The following is a 17,691-nucleotide window of genomic DNA, read 5'->3' on the forward strand; positions in this document are numbered from 1 at the left end:
GTCTCCTTCAGATACGGCAGATCTCAGGCGATGTTCGCCCAGATGGACTTGTACTGCGTGTAGCTCTCAAGCGCCTCGGCGGCTTGCTCGCGTCCATAGCCGGACATCTTGCATCCGCCAAATGGTCCGTTCGGATGGTACTTGTGCCACGTGTAGATCCACACTGTGCCGGCGTTGATGCGGTCCGCGAGGCGCAGCGCCCGGCCCAGATTCCGGGTTTGAATTCCGGACGCGAGTCCACCATTTCGAACGCCTGACGGTTGCATGGTGAAGCTCATTCTCGGCGCGGCGACGATGCTGGTCTATGCTATGAAACGTCTAAACAGTTGTGAGCGGCGGTGCAAAATGAAAACTGACGGAGGCAGTTCGATCGATCTGTTCAGGGCCTTGAAAACGTTCGCAGCGACGGTCGAGTCGACGAACTTTTCCGCGGCAGGCCGTCAGCTGGGCGTGACACCTGGCGCGGTAAGCAAACAGATTGGCATGCTCGAGGCGTTGCTGGGCTGCCGGCTCTTCCAGCGCACCACCCGCCACCTGGCGGTCACGGAGGAGGGGCGCCGCCTGTACGCGATGGTGCTCCAGCCGGCGCAGCAGATCGAAGACGCAATCGCGGCCTTGTCTTCTGTTGAAACCCGGGTCAGCGGGCTCGTCAAGGTATCGTTGCCGATCGCATTCAGCCGCGTCGCGCTACTACCGGTATTGAACAGGTTTCGAGAGCGCTTCCCGCAGGTCACGCTCGATCTGCGTTTTGAGAATCGCCATGTGGACCTGATCTCGGAAGGATATGACTGCGCGATCGGACAACTGCACGATACGGATTCCAGCGTGGTCGCGCGCACCCTCGCGCCGTTAACGCTCATTCTTTGCGCGGCACCCGCTTACCTGGAGCAGCGCGGCGAACCGCTTTCCGTCGAGGAACTGGAGCGCCACGAACTCATTTTGTTCCGGTCCCCGACTTCGGGAAGAATTGAGACATGGAAATTGCGGTCGAGAAACAGGGAGGTGGTATTCCAGCCTCACGCCCGGCTCGTCGTGACCGATACCGAGGCGTTGACGGAACTCGCGGTGGCCGGGTGCGGGATTGCACTGTTAGGCGTACATCATGCGGCTGCGCTGATTGCCGCAGGCAGGTTGAAGTGGGTGCTGGCGAAATTTAGTGCAAAGCGTAGCGACATCTGTATTTATTACGCTGCAAGGAAACACCTGCCGCCGCGCGTCGCGGCATTCGTCGAGTTCGTTGTTGGGGAGGTTCGGGACAGTGAGGTCGTCAGGCATTCCGGCGCGCTCGTTCGGCAGAGGGGCCAGGCAGTCACTGGGACGACGTCGCCTGGTCCGGACATCCGTGCTTGATTAATTAACCACGGTCCGCAACCGTAGCGGGCCGGGTGAACTGAAAAGTTGCACCGCGCCCAGGGGCGCCGGCGACCCACAAGCGCCCGCCATGCGACTCAACGATTGAACGGCTGATGCGAAGCCCCATGCCTGTGCCGTGGGGTTTAGTTGTAAAGAACGGATCGAAAATCTGTTCCGCGAACTGCGGCGGAACCCCTATGCCGGTATCACTGACTGAAACATGAATCTGCTCGTTTTCAGCCCGCTGCGACTTGATGACCATCTCTCGTATTCCATCAACGTCCTTCATCGCTTCGATGCTGTTGACGATCAGATTCATCGCGACCTGCTGCAATTGCACGCGATCTCCGACGATCTGAGGAAGATCGGCTGCCAGTTCCGTCCGATATGTTGTATCGCACTGCCTCGCTGCGCAGGAGGCCGACGGTTTCTCGAATAATCTCGCTTACACCAAAGACCTCTCGATTCAGGGCGCCCTTCTCGAATTGTGTGCGGATCCTGCCGATGATCTGAGCAGCGCGTTGTCCGTCTCTCACAATATTGGTGACAGCCGCGCGCACTTCATTGAGACCGGAGCTTTCCCAGGCTACGCCAGTTCAATACTCTCGTTGTCAGGCGGCTCGCCCGATTGCAGGCGAGGAAGCCGCTAGCACAGACCTCCGGTTGCCCCGCCAGACCCGCCAGACGATCGCAGGGTTGAGCAGCGCCGGTGGAGGAATCATCAGGTTCACAACCTTAAGGAATGCAGTCGCCAGCGTGCTGTCGCGCGTCGCTGCAAGATGAAGCTTGCCGATGTACCAGTTGATGAAACGCAGCATCGGCGGGCGGGCGCACTTGACTTGCGGATGGCGGAGGTCGTTGCCAACCGCGATGTCCCACGGAATGTCGACGATCCTGGAAACCGCCCTGAAGAATCGCCGCGCAAGATCGTTCGAGCCCGCGCGCAGGCACTGTTGCAGCGTGAGCGCCTCCTGCGCCGCGACCGTCATGCCTTGCCCGTACACCGGGTTGAAGCTGCAGATGGCGTCGCCGAAAACCAGGTAGTTCTCGGGGAAGCGGGCGAGCTTCTCGTACCGCCGGCGCAGGTTGGAGACGTAACGGTAGCGCCTGTAAGCGGTTAGCGGCTCCGCGCTTGCCACAAAGTCGTGAATCGCCATGGTCGGCAGGGTCGCCAGATACGCGAGAAAGCCTTGATCGTTGTCGGGTGCGTCGTCGCCAAGAAAACCGCCGGCACTGATGATCCAGCTGTCGCGCTCCTGCGCGAGCATGGCGCCGTTCCGCCAGGTCGGCGCACTACCGGCGATAACTATGCCGAGCTTACCGCCAAGATCAGTCGGCCGACGTCGATAGGTACGGGTCATGTAGCCAATGCCGATCTCGACCTTTTCGTCGGCGGGAGGTTGGTAGCCGAGCGCTTCGAGCCACGCCGCACTCGATGAGCCGCGGCCAGTCGCATCGACGACAAGGTCCGCGCTGACGGTCTCTTCCGGCTTGTCCTCGATCCGCGCGCGCACACCGGTCACGCTCTTGCTGGCGGGATCACTGATAAGACCTCGCACAGCGCAATTCTCTATGGCGCGCACGTTCGGCAACGCCAGGAGCCGTCGGCGCAGATGGCCTTCGAGCACGGGACGACTGGCAAGCAGGCCGATCAGGTCGCTCCTGCCATTAGCAAGCGTAACGTTGCGACCTATCCAGGTCACATCGTTGGCGACATCGCCAAGCAACCCGCCGCTTTGCGCGACAACCTCGTTGTTATATCCTGGGAAGAATTGCTCGAGTACCGCGCTGCCGCGCGCAAGAAGCCCATGGGTGTGGCGACCCTGCGGGACGCCCTTGCGCGGCGTGTCGGCTGACGGAAACGTATCGCGCTCGAGCACGGTGACAGTGGTATAGAAGTCCGATAGTGCGCGAGCAGCCAACAGCCCACCCATGCTGGCGCCGATCACGATCGCATGCTCGCCCAGGTTCTTCATGGCAATCCTCCAGCTCAATCTGTCGCGGTGAGTCCGGCGACGATCATCTGCAGTGCATGGTAGCATCGGCTCGTCCCCTGAGCGTCCCCTGGACGCCGTCATTGAGGGTGCATCACGATGGCTCTGTTCAGCGTGCGCACGCCTGGATTTCCGGAGATCTGTCGGGACGGCCGGCTGTGCCCGCTGACCTTGCGCAAGGGTCTCGCCCTGCTGATCTACCTTGCCGAAGCGCAGGGCTCAGTCGGGCGCGACGTCGTCGCAGCCATGTTGTGGCCGGAAACCTGCGAAGACGTCGTACGGACACGGCTGCGGCGCCTGTTGCATCGCCTCCAGCTCACGCCTGGCGACGACGCTCTCACGACCGACCGGTCGACGGTTCGATGGTCATCAGCGAGCGACCTGCAGCTGGATTCCCAGCTGTTCGAGCAAGCGTGCGACCGAATCCTTCGAAGGCCCAATGCGCAGAGCCATCATTTCAAACGGCTGTTGCGCCAGTCACGCGGCGTGACGCCGAAGCGTGCGTTAAACCAGTTCGTGAAGGAAGCCTGCTGTGAATAGCCTAGCAGTGCGGAAACCCGCCCGATCGGATAGCGCGGGTTGCTCATATAGCGTACGGCAAGTTCGCACCTGACTTCCTCGACCAGACGCGAGAAGCTGGTATGCGTCAGTTCAAGCTGGCGCTGCATGGTGCGAACGCTCAGACGCAAATGGCGGGCAACCAGTTCGACGGTGGCCTGCTCGAGGGGCAGCAGCAGGTAGATCGCCTTGCGCACTTCCAGCGCGGTCGAATCGGCACCCGTCACATTGAGTGAATCAGCGAGGCTCTCGGCATATCGCACCAGTTCCGGGTCAGCAGCGGGATTCGGGTAGTCGAGATCGGCGGCCGCACACACGAAGCCATTGAAATCACTGCGGAACTCCAACGGACAGCCGAAGAACCGTCGATGAAACGTCAAGTCCTGCGGTCCTTGATGAGTGAAATGGACCGAGCGCGGTTTCCAGTGATCGCCGAGCAGGGCGCTGGAGTGGCGCGCGAGCACGCCGACCGCGAGTTCGATCGCCTGATTCGTCGGGGTGCCCGGTTCCACGACCAGTTCTTCCCGGATGGTGACCGTTCCACCCGCGTCCTCGATGTGCACAGCCAGGGCTTCGTTCAGTAGATGCCGGTATTCGGCTGCGGCCAGTAATACCTCGCGCAGCGTGCGTTTATGTGCGAGCAGGACATTGACCACACCGGTACCGAACTTCTGCCGGGTCTCGGCCATCTGTAGCGCGAAAGTCGGGCACGACGCCCTTTCGGCCGTAAGTTCCAGCAGCCGGCACGCGGCGGTTGCCGGAACGCGATCGTCCGGATTCGCAAGCGCCGCGGTATCGATCCCGACCTGCTGTGCAAGCTCGACCGGGTTCAGTCCGACCCGCCGCGTCACATCGAAATAGCCGCTCATGGCTACCGAGCGCAACATCGTTTCCATCGCTTTGTCTCCGCATACGTCTCGCAGGCGGCCTCCCTGCGTCTGGTATTGGAATGTCTACCGCACGCACCGGTGTTAACGCGTAGTGGCATGAAATGCTAAAAGAATGGCGCCCAATCACAAAAGTGTAGCGCAGCATTGCCGTATCGTGGGATCTCACCGGTTCATCATGTTCCGACCAGTCTTCATGCGGCCAGCCGTGTCGCGAGCGTCGGAATACCGTACTCATATTGGAGAACACGATGCAATTCCTCGACGATTCGCTGCACCCTGAGAACCAGGACAAGGTTGTCATCACGACCGCTCCGTATGGCCCGGAATGGATGCCCGAGGACTTTCCGGAAGACATTCCGGTAACGATGGAGGAGCAGATCCAGAAGGCCGTCGACTGCTACGAGGCCGGCGCGACCGTGCTGCACCTGCATGTGCGCGAACTGGATGGCAAGGGCTCCAAGCGCCTGTCGAAGTTCAATGAACTGATCGCGGGTGTGCGTGCGGCCGTGCCGGACATGATCATCCAGGTGGGTGGCTCGATCTCGTTTGCACCGGAAGACGACGGCCAGGCCGCGAAGTGGCTGTCCGACGACACGCGTCACATGCTAGCCGATCTCGACCCGAAGCCCGATCAGGTGACGGTCGCGATCAATACCACGCAGATGAACATCATGGAGTTGCTCTATCCGGAGTACCTGGAAGGCACGTCGCTGTCCAATCCTGGGCTTATGGCCGCCTACAGCGAAATGACGGTGCCCGCGGGTCCGGCCTGGGTTGAGGAGCATCTGCGCCGCCTGCAGGCCTCGGGCATCCAGCCGCACTTCCAGCTTACGGGTATCCATGCGCTCGAAACGCTCGACCGCCTGGTGCGCAAGGGCGTCTACAAGGGGCCGCTGAACCTGACGTGGATCGGCATCGGCGGCGGCTTCGACGGTCCGAACCCGCACAACTTCTTCAACTTCGTCCACCGTGCGCCGGACGGTGGCACGGTCACGGCCGAGTCGCTGCTGAAGAACGTCCTGCCGTTCAACATGATGGCGATGGCCATGGGCCTGCATCCGCGCTGCGGCATCGAGGACACGATCATCGACCAGCACGGCAACCGGATGACTTCGGTGCAGCAGATCGAGCAGTGTGTGCGCGTGGCGCACGAACTGGGCCGTGAAATCGCGAGCGGCAAGGAGGCGCGCGAGATCTACAAGATTGGTGTGCAGTACAAGACGGTCGACGAGACACTCACGGCCAACGGCATGGCGCCGAATCGCAAGGCCGGTGTGAAGAATCTGCCGCTGCGCGCGGCGTAAGGGATTGAAGCGCGGCTGACGTTTCGCGGACGTCGGGCTTCAAAGGTAGGGCTCGCCGGCAAGCCGGGGAGAGTTTTGCAGTATCCATAAAGGCTGCCTTTGTCCTGCGGGGCAAAGGCGGTCGCCAACGAGCTGGACACGAAGGAGACAACTCATGTTCACGCATGCCGAGCCCATGACGGCCGATGTTTCGACGACGCAAAAAGGCGTGCACGCGTATGCGTGGGTGGTGTTTGTCCTGACGGTGGGGTTGCTGCTATCCGACTACATGTCGCGGCAGGTGTTGAATGCGGTGTTTCCGATGCTCAAGGCGGCATGGAACCTTTCCGACACCCGGCTCGGTTCGCTCAGCAGCGTAGTCGCGCTGATGGTCGGCGTGCTCACCTTTCCGCTGTCGGTACTCGCCGACCGCTGGGGCCGCGTGAAAAGCATTGTCCTGATGGCGGCGATGTGGAGTCTCGCGACGCTCGGCTGCGCGCTCGCGACGAACTATGGCGAGATGCTACTCGCGCGTGCCTTGGTCGGTATCGGTGAAGCCGCCTATGGCAGCGTCGGCATCGCAGTCGTCCTCAGCATCTTTCCGGCACGGCTGCGCGCTACGCTCACCGCCGCGTTCATGGCTGGCGGGGCGTTTGGTTCAGTGCTGGGCATGGCGCTAGGCGGTGCCGTCGCGGCTCGCTTCGGCTGGCGCGCGGCGTTCGGCGCAATGGCGGCGCTTGGAATCATGCTGGTCGTTTTCTACCGGTTTGCCATCACCGAAAAGCGAATCGCGCCGCTGCAGCCGGCAAACGTGAGCCGTCAGACGCAGGGCGCCGGTGTGTGCATGAGCTTGCGCACGTTGATTCAAGGACTCTTTTCGACAAAGTCGGTCGTGTGTGCCTACGTCGGCAGCGGCATCCATCTGCTGGTTCCGGCCGCTGTGTGGGCGTGGATGCCCAGCTTCCTGAACCGCTACTACGGCATGTCTGCCGGCAACGCGGCCATGGGCGCGGCCGTGTTCGTGCTGGCCACCGCTTTTGGCATGGTGGTGTGCGGAAATCTGGCCGACCGGCTCAGCAAGCATGCGCGGGAAAGGAAGTGGAGCACTGCTGTCGCCTTCTGCCTGATCTGCTTCGTGCTGCTCACGATCGGTTTCCGCATGCCGGCGGGTCCGGCACAGCTCGCCGTGATCGGCGCCGGCATGTTCTTCTGCGCCGGCGCGACCGGCCCCTCGGGTGCGATGGTGGCGAACCTCACCCCACCATCGATCCATGCATCGGCGTTTGCCACGCTGACGTTGGCGAACAACCTGCTGGGGTTGGCACCCGCTGCCGTCCTGACGGGCATCGTGGCCGACCGGATCGGGCTGCTCGGCGCGTTGCAACTCGTGCCGTTTGCACCCCTCGTCGCGGCAATCGCCTTCTTCATCGGCAAGCGGAACTATGGCGTCGACCTCGATCGCTTGAGTGCCCTGCGTGAGCAGGCCGGGAGCTGACCCGACGGTCACCCGCGAGCTTTAGACCTGGCAAGTGCGCCCGAGAGCAAATTGGGCAGCCCATCACAGGCGAAACAAATTCGCAGTTTGAGTAATGAACAGGAGATTTGACATGGCGAAAGCAGTGCGCTTCCATGAAACCGGCGGTCCCGAAGTGTTGCTCTATGAAAACGTTGAAGTGGGCGACCCCGGCCCCGCACAGGTTCGCTTGCGCCATGAGGCAGTGGGCCTGAATTTCGCCGACACCTACTTCCGCACCGGCCTGTACCCCGTGCCGCTGCCTGCGGGCATGGGTGTCGAGGCTGCAGGTGTGGTCGAGGCCATCGGCCCCGACGTGACCAACGTTGCGGTCGGCGATCGCGTGACCTACACCGGCTTTCTCAACACGCTTGGCGCTTACAGTACAGAACGCCTGATCCCGGCCGCGCCGCTCATCAAGCTGCCTGATGCGATCTCCTGCGAAACAGCTGCCGGCATGACGATGCGAGGCCTGACCTCGTCGTACCTGATGCGCCGCATTCATGACTTCAGGGCGGGCGACACCATCCTGCTGCATGCCGCCGCCGGCGGTGTCGGTCTGATCGTGTCGCAATGGGCGAAGCTGCTGGGTCTCACCGTGATCGGCACGGTATCGAACGAGGCCAAGGGCGAGGTGGCCCGCGCGCATGGCTGCGATCACATCATCTACTACAGCCGGGAGGATGTCGCGAAGCGTGTGCGCGAACTGACCAATGGCATGGGCGTGGACGTCGTGTTCGACAGCGTCGGCAAGGATACCTTCGAGGCGTCGCTTGATTCGCTCAGGCGCCGTGGCCTGATGGTCTGCGTCGGCACGGCGTCCGGAGCGATCCCGCCGTTCAATCCGCAGATGCTGGCGATGAAGGGCTCGCTCTACCTGACGCGGCCCGCGCTGGCGGACTACATTGCCGACCCCGTCGAGAAAAACGAACTTGCCGGCGAACTCTTCGGGCATGTCGCCGCAGGCCGCGTCAAGATCGAACTCAACCAGCGTTACGCACTGGAGGACGCGACGCAGGCCCACCGCGACCTCGAAACGCGCAAGACGACCGGCTCGTCGGTCTTCGTTATCTGAGGAGCAGGTCATGCGAGTCGAACAATTGACGTGTGCCATCGGTGCCGAACTGGTCGGGGTGAATCTCGCCGATGCCATCCACGATGACAGCCTGTTTGCCGGGATCCGGGCAGCGCTGCTTGAGCACAAGGTGCTGTTCCTGCGCGACCAGGACATTTCGCGCGCCGAGCACGTCGCATTCGCTCGCCGTTTTGGCGCACTGGAAGACCATCCCGTCGCCGGCAGCGATCCGGAGTATCCGGGCCTCGTGCGCATCTACAAGAACCCGGATCAGCCCAACGACCGGTATGAAAACGCCTGGCACGCGGATGCCACCTGGCGCGAGGCGCCGCAGTTCGGCGCTGTCCTGCGCTGCGTGGAGTGCCCGCCAGTCGGCGGCGACACAATGTGGGCAAACATGGTCCTCGCCTACGAGAACCTGCCGGACCACATCAAGACCCAGATCGCGGACCTGCGCGCCCGCCACAGCATCGAGGCGAGCTTCGGAGCCGCGATGCCGATCGAAAACCGTCTCGCTCTTAAAGCGCAATTCCCGGACGCTGAGCATCCGGTCGTGCGCACGCATCCAGAGACCGGTGAGAAGGTGTTGTTCGTGAGCGCCTTCACCACCCATTTCACCAATTACCACACACCGGCGCGCGTGCGCTTCGGGCAGGACGCCAATCCGGGCGCGGGTGACCTGCTGCGCTATCTCATCAGCCAGGCCTGCATCCCCGAGTACCAGGTCCGCTGGCGCTGGAAACCCAACAGCATAGCGATCTGGGACAACCGCAGCACGCAGCACTATGCAGTGATGGACTACCCGCCGTGTCATCGCAAGATGGAGCGCGCCGGAATTATCGGCGACAAGCCGTACTGATCGGGCCGGAGACCACTTAATGACCCTCGATACGACACCGACCATTCTGATGGTGCCGGGTTTGCGCGACCACGTGGCGGAGCACTGGCAAACTCTGCTGGAGAGAAAGTTGCCCAAGGCGGCCTCGGTGCCACCGCTCGAGCACGACAAACGCAGTTGTGCTGCGCGCGTTGCGGCGCTCGATGCTGCCCTCGCGAAAATCGATGGTCCGGTGATCCTGGTCGCGCACAGTGCGGGCGTGATGATTACGGTGCACTGGGCGGAGCAGCACAGCCGCAAGATTCACGGTGCGCTGCTCGCCGCTCCTGCCGACCTCGAGACGCCGCTGCCGGCGGGCTACCCGGCCATTGATGCGCTGGCTCGGAACGGCTGGCATCCGGTTCCACGAAAGCCGCTGCCGTTCCCGAGCATCGTCGGCGCGAGTCGCAACGATCCGCTCGCGCAGCTCGAGCGTGTAGCGGCGATGGCGAAACACTGGGGCAGCCGTCTTGTCGACCTCGGCGAAGTCGGTCACCTGAATCCCGCTGCAGGGTTTGGTGAATGGCCGATGGCGGAGACACTGATCCACGAACTTGTCTGATCAGAATTGGGCCGCGCGGGCAGATTGGGACGCGGGCGAGCGGCCCTTCCTGGTGATCGATGCCTTCTTCGATTCATCTGTCCGTGGCGCCTGATCGGCAAGCGCAATCTGGACACGACCGTGTCCCGCATTAAAGGAGCAGGGAATGTCACGTCAGATACGGGTTGGCGCGGTCGATGAACTCGCGCCCGGCCAACGAAAACTGGCCTTCATCGATGGCCGCAGCATTGTCCTGTTCAACATCGCCGGTACGATCCACGCAATCGACGACTCGTGTCCCCACAACGGGGCCTCGGTCGCAAGCGGTCAGCTCGAGGGGTGCATGCTGCGTTGTCCGGCGCACGGTCTGCGTTTCGACTTGCGCACTGGCTGCATGCCAGGCGCAGGCGGGTTAAGCCTGACAACTTTCCCGGTTCGGGCCATCGACGGCAAGGTGGTCGTGAGTCTTGAGGATCCGACCACACGTCCCGCGCATGCACCAGTGCGCAGTGCGGCACCGTGATCCAGGCCGCGCGGGAACATACAGCCATTCAGGGGAACAAGGATGCAAGGTTTGATGATGCAACAACCGCTACTGGTCGCTTCGCTGCTCACGCATGCTGAACGCCATCACGGCGAACAGGAAATCGTGTCGCGACGGGTCGAAGGTGACATTCACCGTTATCGGTACCGGGACCTTGCGCAACGCGCGCGCCGCGTGGCAAACGCCCTGGCAAGCCTCGGCATCAAGCCGGGCGAGCGGGTTGGGACGCTGGCGTGGAATGGCTACCGGCACATGGAGCTGTACTTCGCGGTGTCGGGGTCCGGGTCCGTGTTGCATACGCTCAACCCCCGGCTCCACGTCGACCAGCTCGCGTACATCATCGAACATGCGGAAGATCGCGTCGTGTTCTTTGACCTGACGTTTCTGCCGCTGATCGAGAGCGTCGCGCCACGGGTCAAGAGCCCGAAGGTCTTCGTTGCAATGAGCGATCGCGCGCACATGCCGCGAGACCATAGCCTGTCGGCGACGCTGCTGTGCTACGAGGATCTCGTCGACGGTCAAAGCGACGCATTCGACTGGCCGCTGCTGGACGAAAACAGCGCGTCATCGCTGTGCTACACGTCCGGGACGACCGGCAACCCGAAGGGGGTGCTATACAGCCACCGCTCGACCCTGCTGCACACCTACGCGGCAGCGCTGCCGGATTCGCTGAACTGTTCGGCGCGCGATGTGATCCTCCCGGTCGTGCCGATGTTCCATGTGAACGCGTGGGGACTGCCGTATATCGCCTGCATGGTGGGTGCGAAGCTGGTGTTTCCGGGGCCGGCGCTGGACGGCAAGTCGCTCCATGAACTGATCGAGGACGAACAGGTCACGCTGTCGGCGGGCGTGCCGACAGTCTGGCAAGGACTGCTCGCGCATGTCGACGCGATCACGGGTTCGTTTTCGTCGATGACGCGCACGATTATCGGCGGCGCTCCGTGCCCGACAGCGATGACGACGGCGTTCCAGGAGCGCCATGGCGTCGACGTCGTGCACGCATGGGGCATGACGGAACTGAGCCCGGTCGGTACCGTCTGCAGTTTCAAGGCGCATCAGGTGTCTCTGCCCCTGGAAGAGCGCTATGCGCTTCAGGCGAAGCAGGGGCGCCCGGTATTCGGCATGGACATGAAAATCGTCGACCTGGAAGGCGAGGCGTTGCCGTGGGACGGCACCACAACTGGCGACCTTCTCGTGCGCGGTCATTGGGTCACGCGGGAATATTTCGGCAGCGACGACACGCCGCCGTTGCGCGACGGCTGGTTCCCAACCGGCGACGTGGCCAGGATCGATCCAGACGGCTTCATGCAGATTACGGATCGCAGCAAGGACGTCATCAAGTCCGGCGGCGAATGGATCAGCTCGACCGACATCGAAAACGTCGCGTACCTGCACCCCGAAGTCACGACGGCGGTATGCATCGCCGCGCGGCATCCGAAGTGGGACGAGCGGCCGCTGCTGCTGATCGTGAAGAAGGGTGGTAGCGCGCTCGACGCGGCCGAACTGCTCACGTTCTTCGACGCCCGGGTTGCGAAGTGGTGGAAGCCCGACGCCGTGGTGTTCGTCGACTCGGTTCCGCTCGGCGCAACCGGCAAGGTACTCAAGAACCAGTTACGCGATCAGTTCGGCGATTACTACCTGTCGGCCTGAGACACCGACGTGGCAGCAACACAGTTTCATTCGAGCAACAAACAATAAGCCGCCGGGTCCACCCGGCGCGCCCCAAACCAGGAGGAGACACAATGAAATTGAAATCAAGCAGCCTGGCAGTGCTGATAGTTTTTGCCAGCGCAGCCCATGCCCAGTCGTCGGTCACGCTCTATGGCGTACTCGACAGTGGATTCCTGTATCAGAGCACCTCGACCGCAACGTTCCTGCCGACCGCGCATAACCTGGGGCATGTCTATCAACTCAAGGACGGCGGCATCTATGCCAGCTACTGGGGCCTGAAGGGAAGCGAAGATATTGGCGGTGGCTACAAGATCACCTTCAAGCTGCAAGGCACGTTCAACACCACGAACGGCAAGTTCGGGCTGTCCGATACGCCGGGCACAACCGCAATCTTCAACCAGTTCTCGACGATCGGGGCATCCGGGCCGTTTGGCACGTTCGACGCCGGCCGGCAGATCATCCCGATGATCTACGCGATGGCGGAAACCGACGTACGCGGCGCACAGTATTTCGGCAGTATCCTGACTGCGTGGCTCGGCATCAATCAGGCGGCCGGCTGGCCCGGCACCAGCACGAACGCCCCAATCGGCGCCCTCTATGACAGCAACGCGCTGGTCTACAATTCGCCGAAATTCTATGGTGCATCGCTTGCGCTTGAGTACGCGCCGGGTGGCGTCGCGGGACAGTTCCAGGGCGGCACGCGTGAATCGGCTGTGCTCAAGTATTCGAATTACGGACTGAACCTGTCCGCTGTGTACTACAACGGACATGACACCAATCCGTTCCCGCTGACCTATCCGGCGGCGCCGGCTGCGCCTGCGACAGGCCAGAGCAACAATCGCTTCTACTATTTCGGTGCGATGTACACGATCAGCGGGTTTTCTATGTCCGCCTCGTATGGCATCGGCAAGAACCCGGCGAAGAGCAACACCGTTGACTTCGAAATGGTGTCGGGTGGCCTCGGCTACCAGTTCAATCCGCACTTCAAGATCACGTCCGGCTACTACTACCTGAAGGACCGGAATCATTCAGCGAATCACTCGAGCGAAATCGCAGTGGGTGCGGAATATAACCTGTCCCAACGGACCAAGGTGTACGCGCAAGTCGGCTACGTCGACAACAAGGGGACGATGAACCAGACGATCATCTATGGGGCACCGGTTGCGCCGGGCGTCTCCACCACTGCGGCCATGATCGGCCTGCGCCATAACTTCTGATTCCGTCACCCTCATCAAGCGGAGCAATCCATGAAAACAATCAAGGTACTTGGGCTGGCTGTCGCCACATTGTTGGTTCCAATGTCCATGACCACGTGGTGCCAGGCCGGTGAAGCAGCCAGTACCCCGCCCAGTGCGCAAGGTGCGTCCGCGATAGCGGGATCGGGCGCAGCGGCACCCACGGGAAGGAAAGCGGATCGCGCCCTGCGCCGGAAGATTTACGCTGCCATCGGGCAGGACAAGGAAATCAGCGCCGGAGACATCAGTGTCATTGCGAAAGACGGCGCGGTGACACTGAATGGCACGGTCACGGAAGCTGCCCATGTCGGCAAGGTCGAGGCGATCGCCAGGGGCGTTCCCGGAGTGACGTCGGTGGCCAACAAGCTGACGGTGAAGAAACCGTTTGGCGGCATGTAATCCGCCGTAGTCAGAAACGGAGTGGGCGAGGCCGAAGACAACTGGCCACGCCGACTTCGACCCATCAGTGGCGACGCCCAATCTGGCGGTCTCGCGCAGCCACTGCCTCCCTGCGAGATCGGCTGTTCGCATTCGCCCAGGAGCGGATATAGGGCGCACAAATCAAACGCATTGAAAAATAGCTCCAGATACTATTCTTCATGCTGGCATCGTAATTCCATACGTTCGACTCCGAGCGTGCCGCACTTGTGGCGCGAAGCCTCCCTTGCGGTCATTCACGACGGGACCTGCGAGATGATCAAGCGGCTGACGCTTATTTCTGCTTCTGTCGCACTGGGCTGCATAGCTACGGTTGCCCCAGTACTGACCAGCATCCATATCGCCGACGAGGATGCAGAACGTCGCGAGCAAGAAGATCTGCAGCAGTTCTCTTTACCAAGCGGGACTTCGTCTACGTTGCAAGGAACGACGAGTATCAATGCCCTGCCGGGGAGCGCGCAATTCGTCGATTCACGACCGTTGAAAACGGGATGACTCTGCAGGTGTACTGGCCCAGCGCCTGCCCGCGTTGTGCGCGCTGGTTTAACCGACGGTCGCGGCCCGACAGCAGAACACGACTGGATTCACAGCTGCTCAGCGTTCCTTTGAATGCGTTGCAAGCAGTTGCTGATGGCGTGCCTCGGTTGCATCTACCGCCGCGCGTGTGCGCGGGTCCGTGCAAGTTAACGATTTCTTCATATTGCGTCGATAGTGATTTCAGCGGTCCGATCGCAACATGGGGCGAGCGCCAAGAACGCGACGCCGCGCGCGAAGTCGTTCGAAACCGCCATTGCGGCCAACCGTCTGTTGACCGTGTCCGCATTACTTTGCTGGAGTCAGTCAACATGAAAACACTTCGACTCGTGGCGACGTGCGCCGTCGCCCTCTCTCTTGGCACCATGCCGCATAAGACCTCGGGTTTCGCGTGCGCTGTTTCAACGGCATAGATGACCGCTCCCGGCAATTCACCGCCCAGGCACAATCCCTGTGTGAGTCGTAGCAGAACCAGGAGCGTTGGCGCGGTCATGCCCAGTGATTCGTATGAAGGAAGTATTCCGATGAGCAAGGTCGACACAGCAGCGACCATTGCCGACGAGGTGAACACAATGCGCCGGCCGTACTTGTCACCCAGCCGGCCGAGGAAGATGCCGCCCACGAGCCTCGACATGGAGCCGACAGCCAGGACCGCGAACGCCAGTGTCTCTGCAGGTAGGCCCGTTCGTGCCGGGAAGAATTCGCGGCCGATGCTCTGTGCGAAAAATCCGTAGACGGCGAAATCGAATACCTCGAGCGCGCCGCCTGTGCTCGCAACAAAAATCGTCCAGCGCTGGCGGGCGCTCAACCGCGCGTTACGGACCGTAAGCGAATCGTCGATCATGCGACCTCTGATGTCGGTAAGCGTCGCGGTTACCAGCGTTTGACAGTCGTACGGGGACAATGTCTTCGATTGTCAATACCTGCACAAACATGAGGCTGTGAGGATGATGCTCGCTATTCATCAAAATATTCTGGACGACAATCGGCGCGTTCGAAAGGTCTCTTGAGTGGTCTGCGTAACCCGTCCGATGCAACAATCCCTGGCTGCCCCGCGGCAACTCGACTACTCTCTTCATTGCAATCGCACGGGCGGCCATGTACCCGGTCATTCCCTTGCGCACCGGTGACCGCCGAAGAAACGCGAGCGGAAATATTCAGCAGCCATTCCATTTTGATTTGACGTTACGGAGCCTTCGGCTTCCGGCAGCGGGCGACAGTCGACCAGGCGGTGGCGGCTTCGACCAGCCGCTGGAGGAGAGTCCGAGATGAGCAACGAGTCAACACCGGGCGACGATACACCCGCCCATCAGCCGGCAGGCGATGCGAGTCGTATCGACGACGGCGCGGTCGTCGAAGACCCGAGCGTGCGCGACCATCCGCGTTACCAGCAGATGTTTCCGGTCCTCACGGAGGCTGAGGTCGACAGGGTGCGTCGCTTCGGCAGCCTGTCCCGCTACGCCAAAGGCACATTGCTCTATCGTGCGGGAAGCCTCTGCCCGGGAATGTTCGTCCTGCTGTCGGGCAAAATCCGGATAATCGCCCGTGATGGCCTCGGCCACGAACGGATCATTCACACCTATACGCAGCGCGGCGAGTTCACCTCGGATGTCACCCAGCTCTCGAACAAGCCCGCAGTTGTAGACGCGCATGTCGTCGAAGATGTCGAAGCGGTGTTGGTGCGGCCCAACGAACTCAGCGCCATGATGATCAGCGAAGCCGATCTTGGCGAAAAGATCATGCGCGCACTGATTTTGAGGCGTGTCCTCGTGATCGAGCGCGGACAAGGGGTCGTTCTGGTCGGCTCCTCCAGTGACGCACAACTCCTCGCGTTGCAGAATTTCCTGCGCCGCAACGCTTTTCCGAACATGACGCTCGATGCGGAGCAGGACGCCGAAGCCGTCGCGCTACTCGAACGCCTGACGCCGCAGCCCGACGACTTCCCGCTCGTCGTTTGTCCGGACGGCACCGTGCTGCGAAACCCCGATGCGGGGCAGCTTGCGTCTTGCCTCGGACTGATTCCCGAGTTCGATCCGACGCACATCTACGATGTGGTGATCGTCGGCGCAGGCCCCGCGGGACTTGCGGCGGCCGTCTACGCGGCATCCGAGGGAATGTCGGTCGCGACGCTCGACTGTCGCGCACCCGGTGGCCAGGCCGGTACGAGTGCGCGCATCGAGAACTATCTGGGCTTCCCCACCGGCATCACGGGTCAAGCTCTCGCGGGCCGTGCGTTCATCCAGGCGCAGAAGTTCGGTGCACACATCGGCATCCCGTGCGAGGTCAAGGCGTTGTATTGCGACAGGCAACCGCCTGTCGTGGAGCTTGCCGATGGCCACCGCATCACCGCGCGCACGGTGGTCATCGCCAGTGGCGCAGAGTATCGGCGACCGGCCGTCGAGGACCTCGCGCGCTTCGAGCGCTGCGGCGTCTATTACTGGGCTACGCCGATCGAGGCGAGGCTGTGCCGCAAGGAGCCGGTGGTGCTGGTCGGTGGCGGCAATTCGGCAGGGCAGGCAGTGGTGTTTCTGGCATCACACGCCGAGCATGTACACATGTTCATTCGAGGCGCGAGCCTCGAGCACAGCATGTCGCACTACCTGACTGAACGTGTCGCATCGCTGCCGAACGTGACGCTTCATACACGCATCGAACTGACCGCGCTCGAGGGGGATGCGCGTCTCGAGCGCGTGTACTACCGCGGTGCCGGTGGCATTGAAGGAAGCATGACGACACATCACCTGTTCGTCTTCATTGGCGCGGATCCGAATACTGGCTGGCTCAAGACATGCGGCGTGTCGCTCGACAGCAAAGGGTTCGTATTGACAGGCACCGACGTTCTCGAAGCTGTCACGCATTCGATGCCGTTGCAGACGAGCGTCAAGGGTGTCTTCGCGATCGGCGACGTTCGTTCAGGATCGACCAAGCGTGTCGCGTCGGCAGTGGGCGAAGGCGCGGCCGTGGTGGCGCAGATTCATGGCTTTCTGGCCGGCGCGCGGTGAACGCACGGGTGGTGGATCGCCGGCGCCTGAGACAGGCTACTTGCAGTCGTCGGTACAGCTTCGATCGAGCCGACCGTCGCGACATTTTCACCCTTTCAATGAAACGGGTCTTGCGCGGTAAACGGACTATGCGAGTCCATCCAGTCATATGATTCGTTGCTGTGCGCCCACGCCCAGTTCCTC

At 61.9% G+C, this 17,691-nt stretch carries 15 protein-coding genes and 2 pseudogenes; 12 read left to right on the forward strand and 5 right to left on the reverse strand.

Going from position 1 to position 17,691, the window contains the following annotated elements:
- Positions 1 to 23: 23 nt before the first annotated feature.
- Complete coding sequence (locus tag P3T21_RS24615) at positions 24 to 266, reverse strand: aldehyde dehydrogenase family protein (RefSeq protein WP_429258567.1); 243 nt, start codon at positions 264 to 266, stop codon at positions 24 to 26.
- On the opposite strand from P3T21_RS24615, the gene P3T21_RS24620 reads away from it, so the two are divergent.
- Complete coding sequence (locus P3T21_RS24620) at positions 265 to 1,350, forward strand: LysR substrate-binding domain-containing protein (protein WP_429258568.1); 1,086 nt, start codon at positions 265 to 267, stop codon at positions 1,348 to 1,350. The two genes, P3T21_RS24615 and P3T21_RS24620, sit on opposite strands and share 2 nt — an antisense overlap.
- 4 nt (positions 1,351 to 1,354) lie before the next feature.
- Here P3T21_RS24620 and P3T21_RS24625 read toward each other — a convergent pair whose 3' ends face one another.
- The 3 genes from P3T21_RS24625 to P3T21_RS24635 form a co-directional block, all read right to left on the reverse strand.
- On the reverse strand, positions 1,355 to 1,672 hold the full coding sequence (locus P3T21_RS24625) for a sensor histidine kinase (RefSeq protein WP_429258569.1): 318 nt from the start codon (positions 1,670 to 1,672) through the stop codon (positions 1,355 to 1,357).
- 292 nt (positions 1,673 to 1,964) lie between these two features.
- The gene (locus tag P3T21_RS24630) at positions 1,965 to 3,329 is read right to left on the reverse strand and encodes an FAD-dependent oxidoreductase (protein WP_429258570.1); all 1,365 of its coding nucleotides are present in this window, start codon (positions 3,327 to 3,329) and stop codon (positions 1,965 to 1,967) included.
- 470 nt (positions 3,330 to 3,799) lie between these two features.
- Entirely contained in the window at positions 3,800 to 4,801 is a 1,002-nt protein-coding gene (locus P3T21_RS24635) for an AraC family transcriptional regulator (protein WP_429258571.1), read from the reverse strand.
- Positions 4,802 to 5,043: 242 nt separating this feature from the next.
- On the opposite strand from P3T21_RS24635, the gene P3T21_RS24640 reads away from it, so the two are divergent.
- The 10 genes and pseudogenes from P3T21_RS24640 to P3T21_RS24685 all read left to right on the forward strand — a co-directional run.
- Complete coding sequence (locus P3T21_RS24640) at positions 5,044 to 6,099, forward strand: 3-keto-5-aminohexanoate cleavage protein (protein ID WP_429258572.1); 1,056 nt, start codon at positions 5,044 to 5,046, stop codon at positions 6,097 to 6,099.
- A gap of 154 nt (positions 6,100 to 6,253) precedes the next feature.
- Positions 6,254 to 7,573 carry an MFS transporter gene (locus tag P3T21_RS24645; RefSeq protein ID WP_429258573.1) on the forward strand — a complete coding sequence of 440 codons (1,320 nt, stop codon included), beginning with the start codon at positions 6,254 to 6,256 and terminating at the stop codon, positions 7,571 to 7,573.
- Positions 7,574 to 7,685: 112 nt separating this feature from the next.
- A complete protein-coding gene (locus P3T21_RS24650; protein ID WP_429258574.1) occupies positions 7,686 to 8,666 on the forward strand; it encodes a quinone oxidoreductase family protein in 981 nt (326 codons plus the stop codon).
- 10 nt (positions 8,667 to 8,676) lie between these two features.
- Positions 8,677 to 9,525 carry a TauD/TfdA dioxygenase family protein gene (locus P3T21_RS24655; protein WP_429258575.1) on the forward strand — a complete coding sequence of 283 codons (849 nt, stop codon included), beginning with the start codon at positions 8,677 to 8,679 and terminating at the stop codon, positions 9,523 to 9,525.
- A gap of 19 nt (positions 9,526 to 9,544) precedes the next feature.
- Positions 9,545 to 10,105: an RBBP9/YdeN family alpha/beta hydrolase gene (locus P3T21_RS24660; protein WP_429258576.1), complete on the forward strand. Its 561-nt coding sequence runs from the start codon at positions 9,545 to 9,547 to the stop codon at positions 10,103 to 10,105.
- 145 nt (positions 10,106 to 10,250) lie between these two features.
- Positions 10,251 to 10,607 carry a Rieske (2Fe-2S) protein gene (locus P3T21_RS24665; RefSeq protein WP_429258577.1) on the forward strand — a complete coding sequence of 119 codons (357 nt, stop codon included), beginning with the start codon at positions 10,251 to 10,253 and terminating at the stop codon, positions 10,605 to 10,607.
- 42 nt (positions 10,608 to 10,649) lie between these two features.
- Positions 10,650 to 12,278 carry a 3-(methylthio)propionyl-CoA ligase gene (locus P3T21_RS24670; RefSeq protein WP_429258578.1) on the forward strand — a complete coding sequence of 543 codons (1,629 nt, stop codon included), beginning with the start codon at positions 10,650 to 10,652 and terminating at the stop codon, positions 12,276 to 12,278.
- Positions 12,279 to 12,370: 92 nt separating this feature from the next.
- Positions 12,371 to 13,516 carry a porin gene (locus P3T21_RS24675; protein WP_429258579.1) on the forward strand — a complete coding sequence of 382 codons (1,146 nt, stop codon included), beginning with the start codon at positions 12,371 to 12,373 and terminating at the stop codon, positions 13,514 to 13,516.
- Between the two features lie 30 nt (positions 13,517 to 13,546).
- Positions 13,547 to 13,933, forward strand: a complete 387-nt coding sequence (locus tag P3T21_RS24680; RefSeq protein ID WP_429258580.1) for a BON domain-containing protein — start codon at positions 13,547 to 13,549, stop codon at positions 13,931 to 13,933.
- 428 nt (positions 13,934 to 14,361) lie between these two features.
- A pseudogene (locus P3T21_RS24685) lies at positions 14,362 to 14,505 on the forward strand (IS5/IS1182 family transposase); the annotation flags it as partial.
- A gap of 398 nt (positions 14,506 to 14,903) precedes the next feature.
- On the opposite strand, the pseudogene P3T21_RS24690 reads toward P3T21_RS24685, so the two are convergent.
- A pseudogene (locus P3T21_RS24690) lies at positions 14,904 to 15,350 on the reverse strand (MFS transporter); the annotation flags it as partial.
- Positions 15,351 to 15,774: 424 nt separating this feature from the next.
- On the opposite strand from P3T21_RS24690, the gene P3T21_RS24695 reads away from it, so the two are divergent.
- Positions 15,775 to 17,508 (forward strand): FAD-dependent oxidoreductase, encoded by a 1,734-nt coding sequence (locus P3T21_RS24695; RefSeq protein ID WP_429258581.1) that lies wholly within the window; start codon positions 15,775 to 15,777, stop codon positions 17,506 to 17,508.
- Positions 17,509 to 17,691: the final 183 nt, after the last annotated feature.

It is taken from the genome of Paraburkholderia sp. GAS334 (assembly GCF_050436625.1).
In the GTDB taxonomy this organism is placed as follows: Bacteria; Pseudomonadota; Gammaproteobacteria; order Burkholderiales; family Burkholderiaceae; genus Paraburkholderia.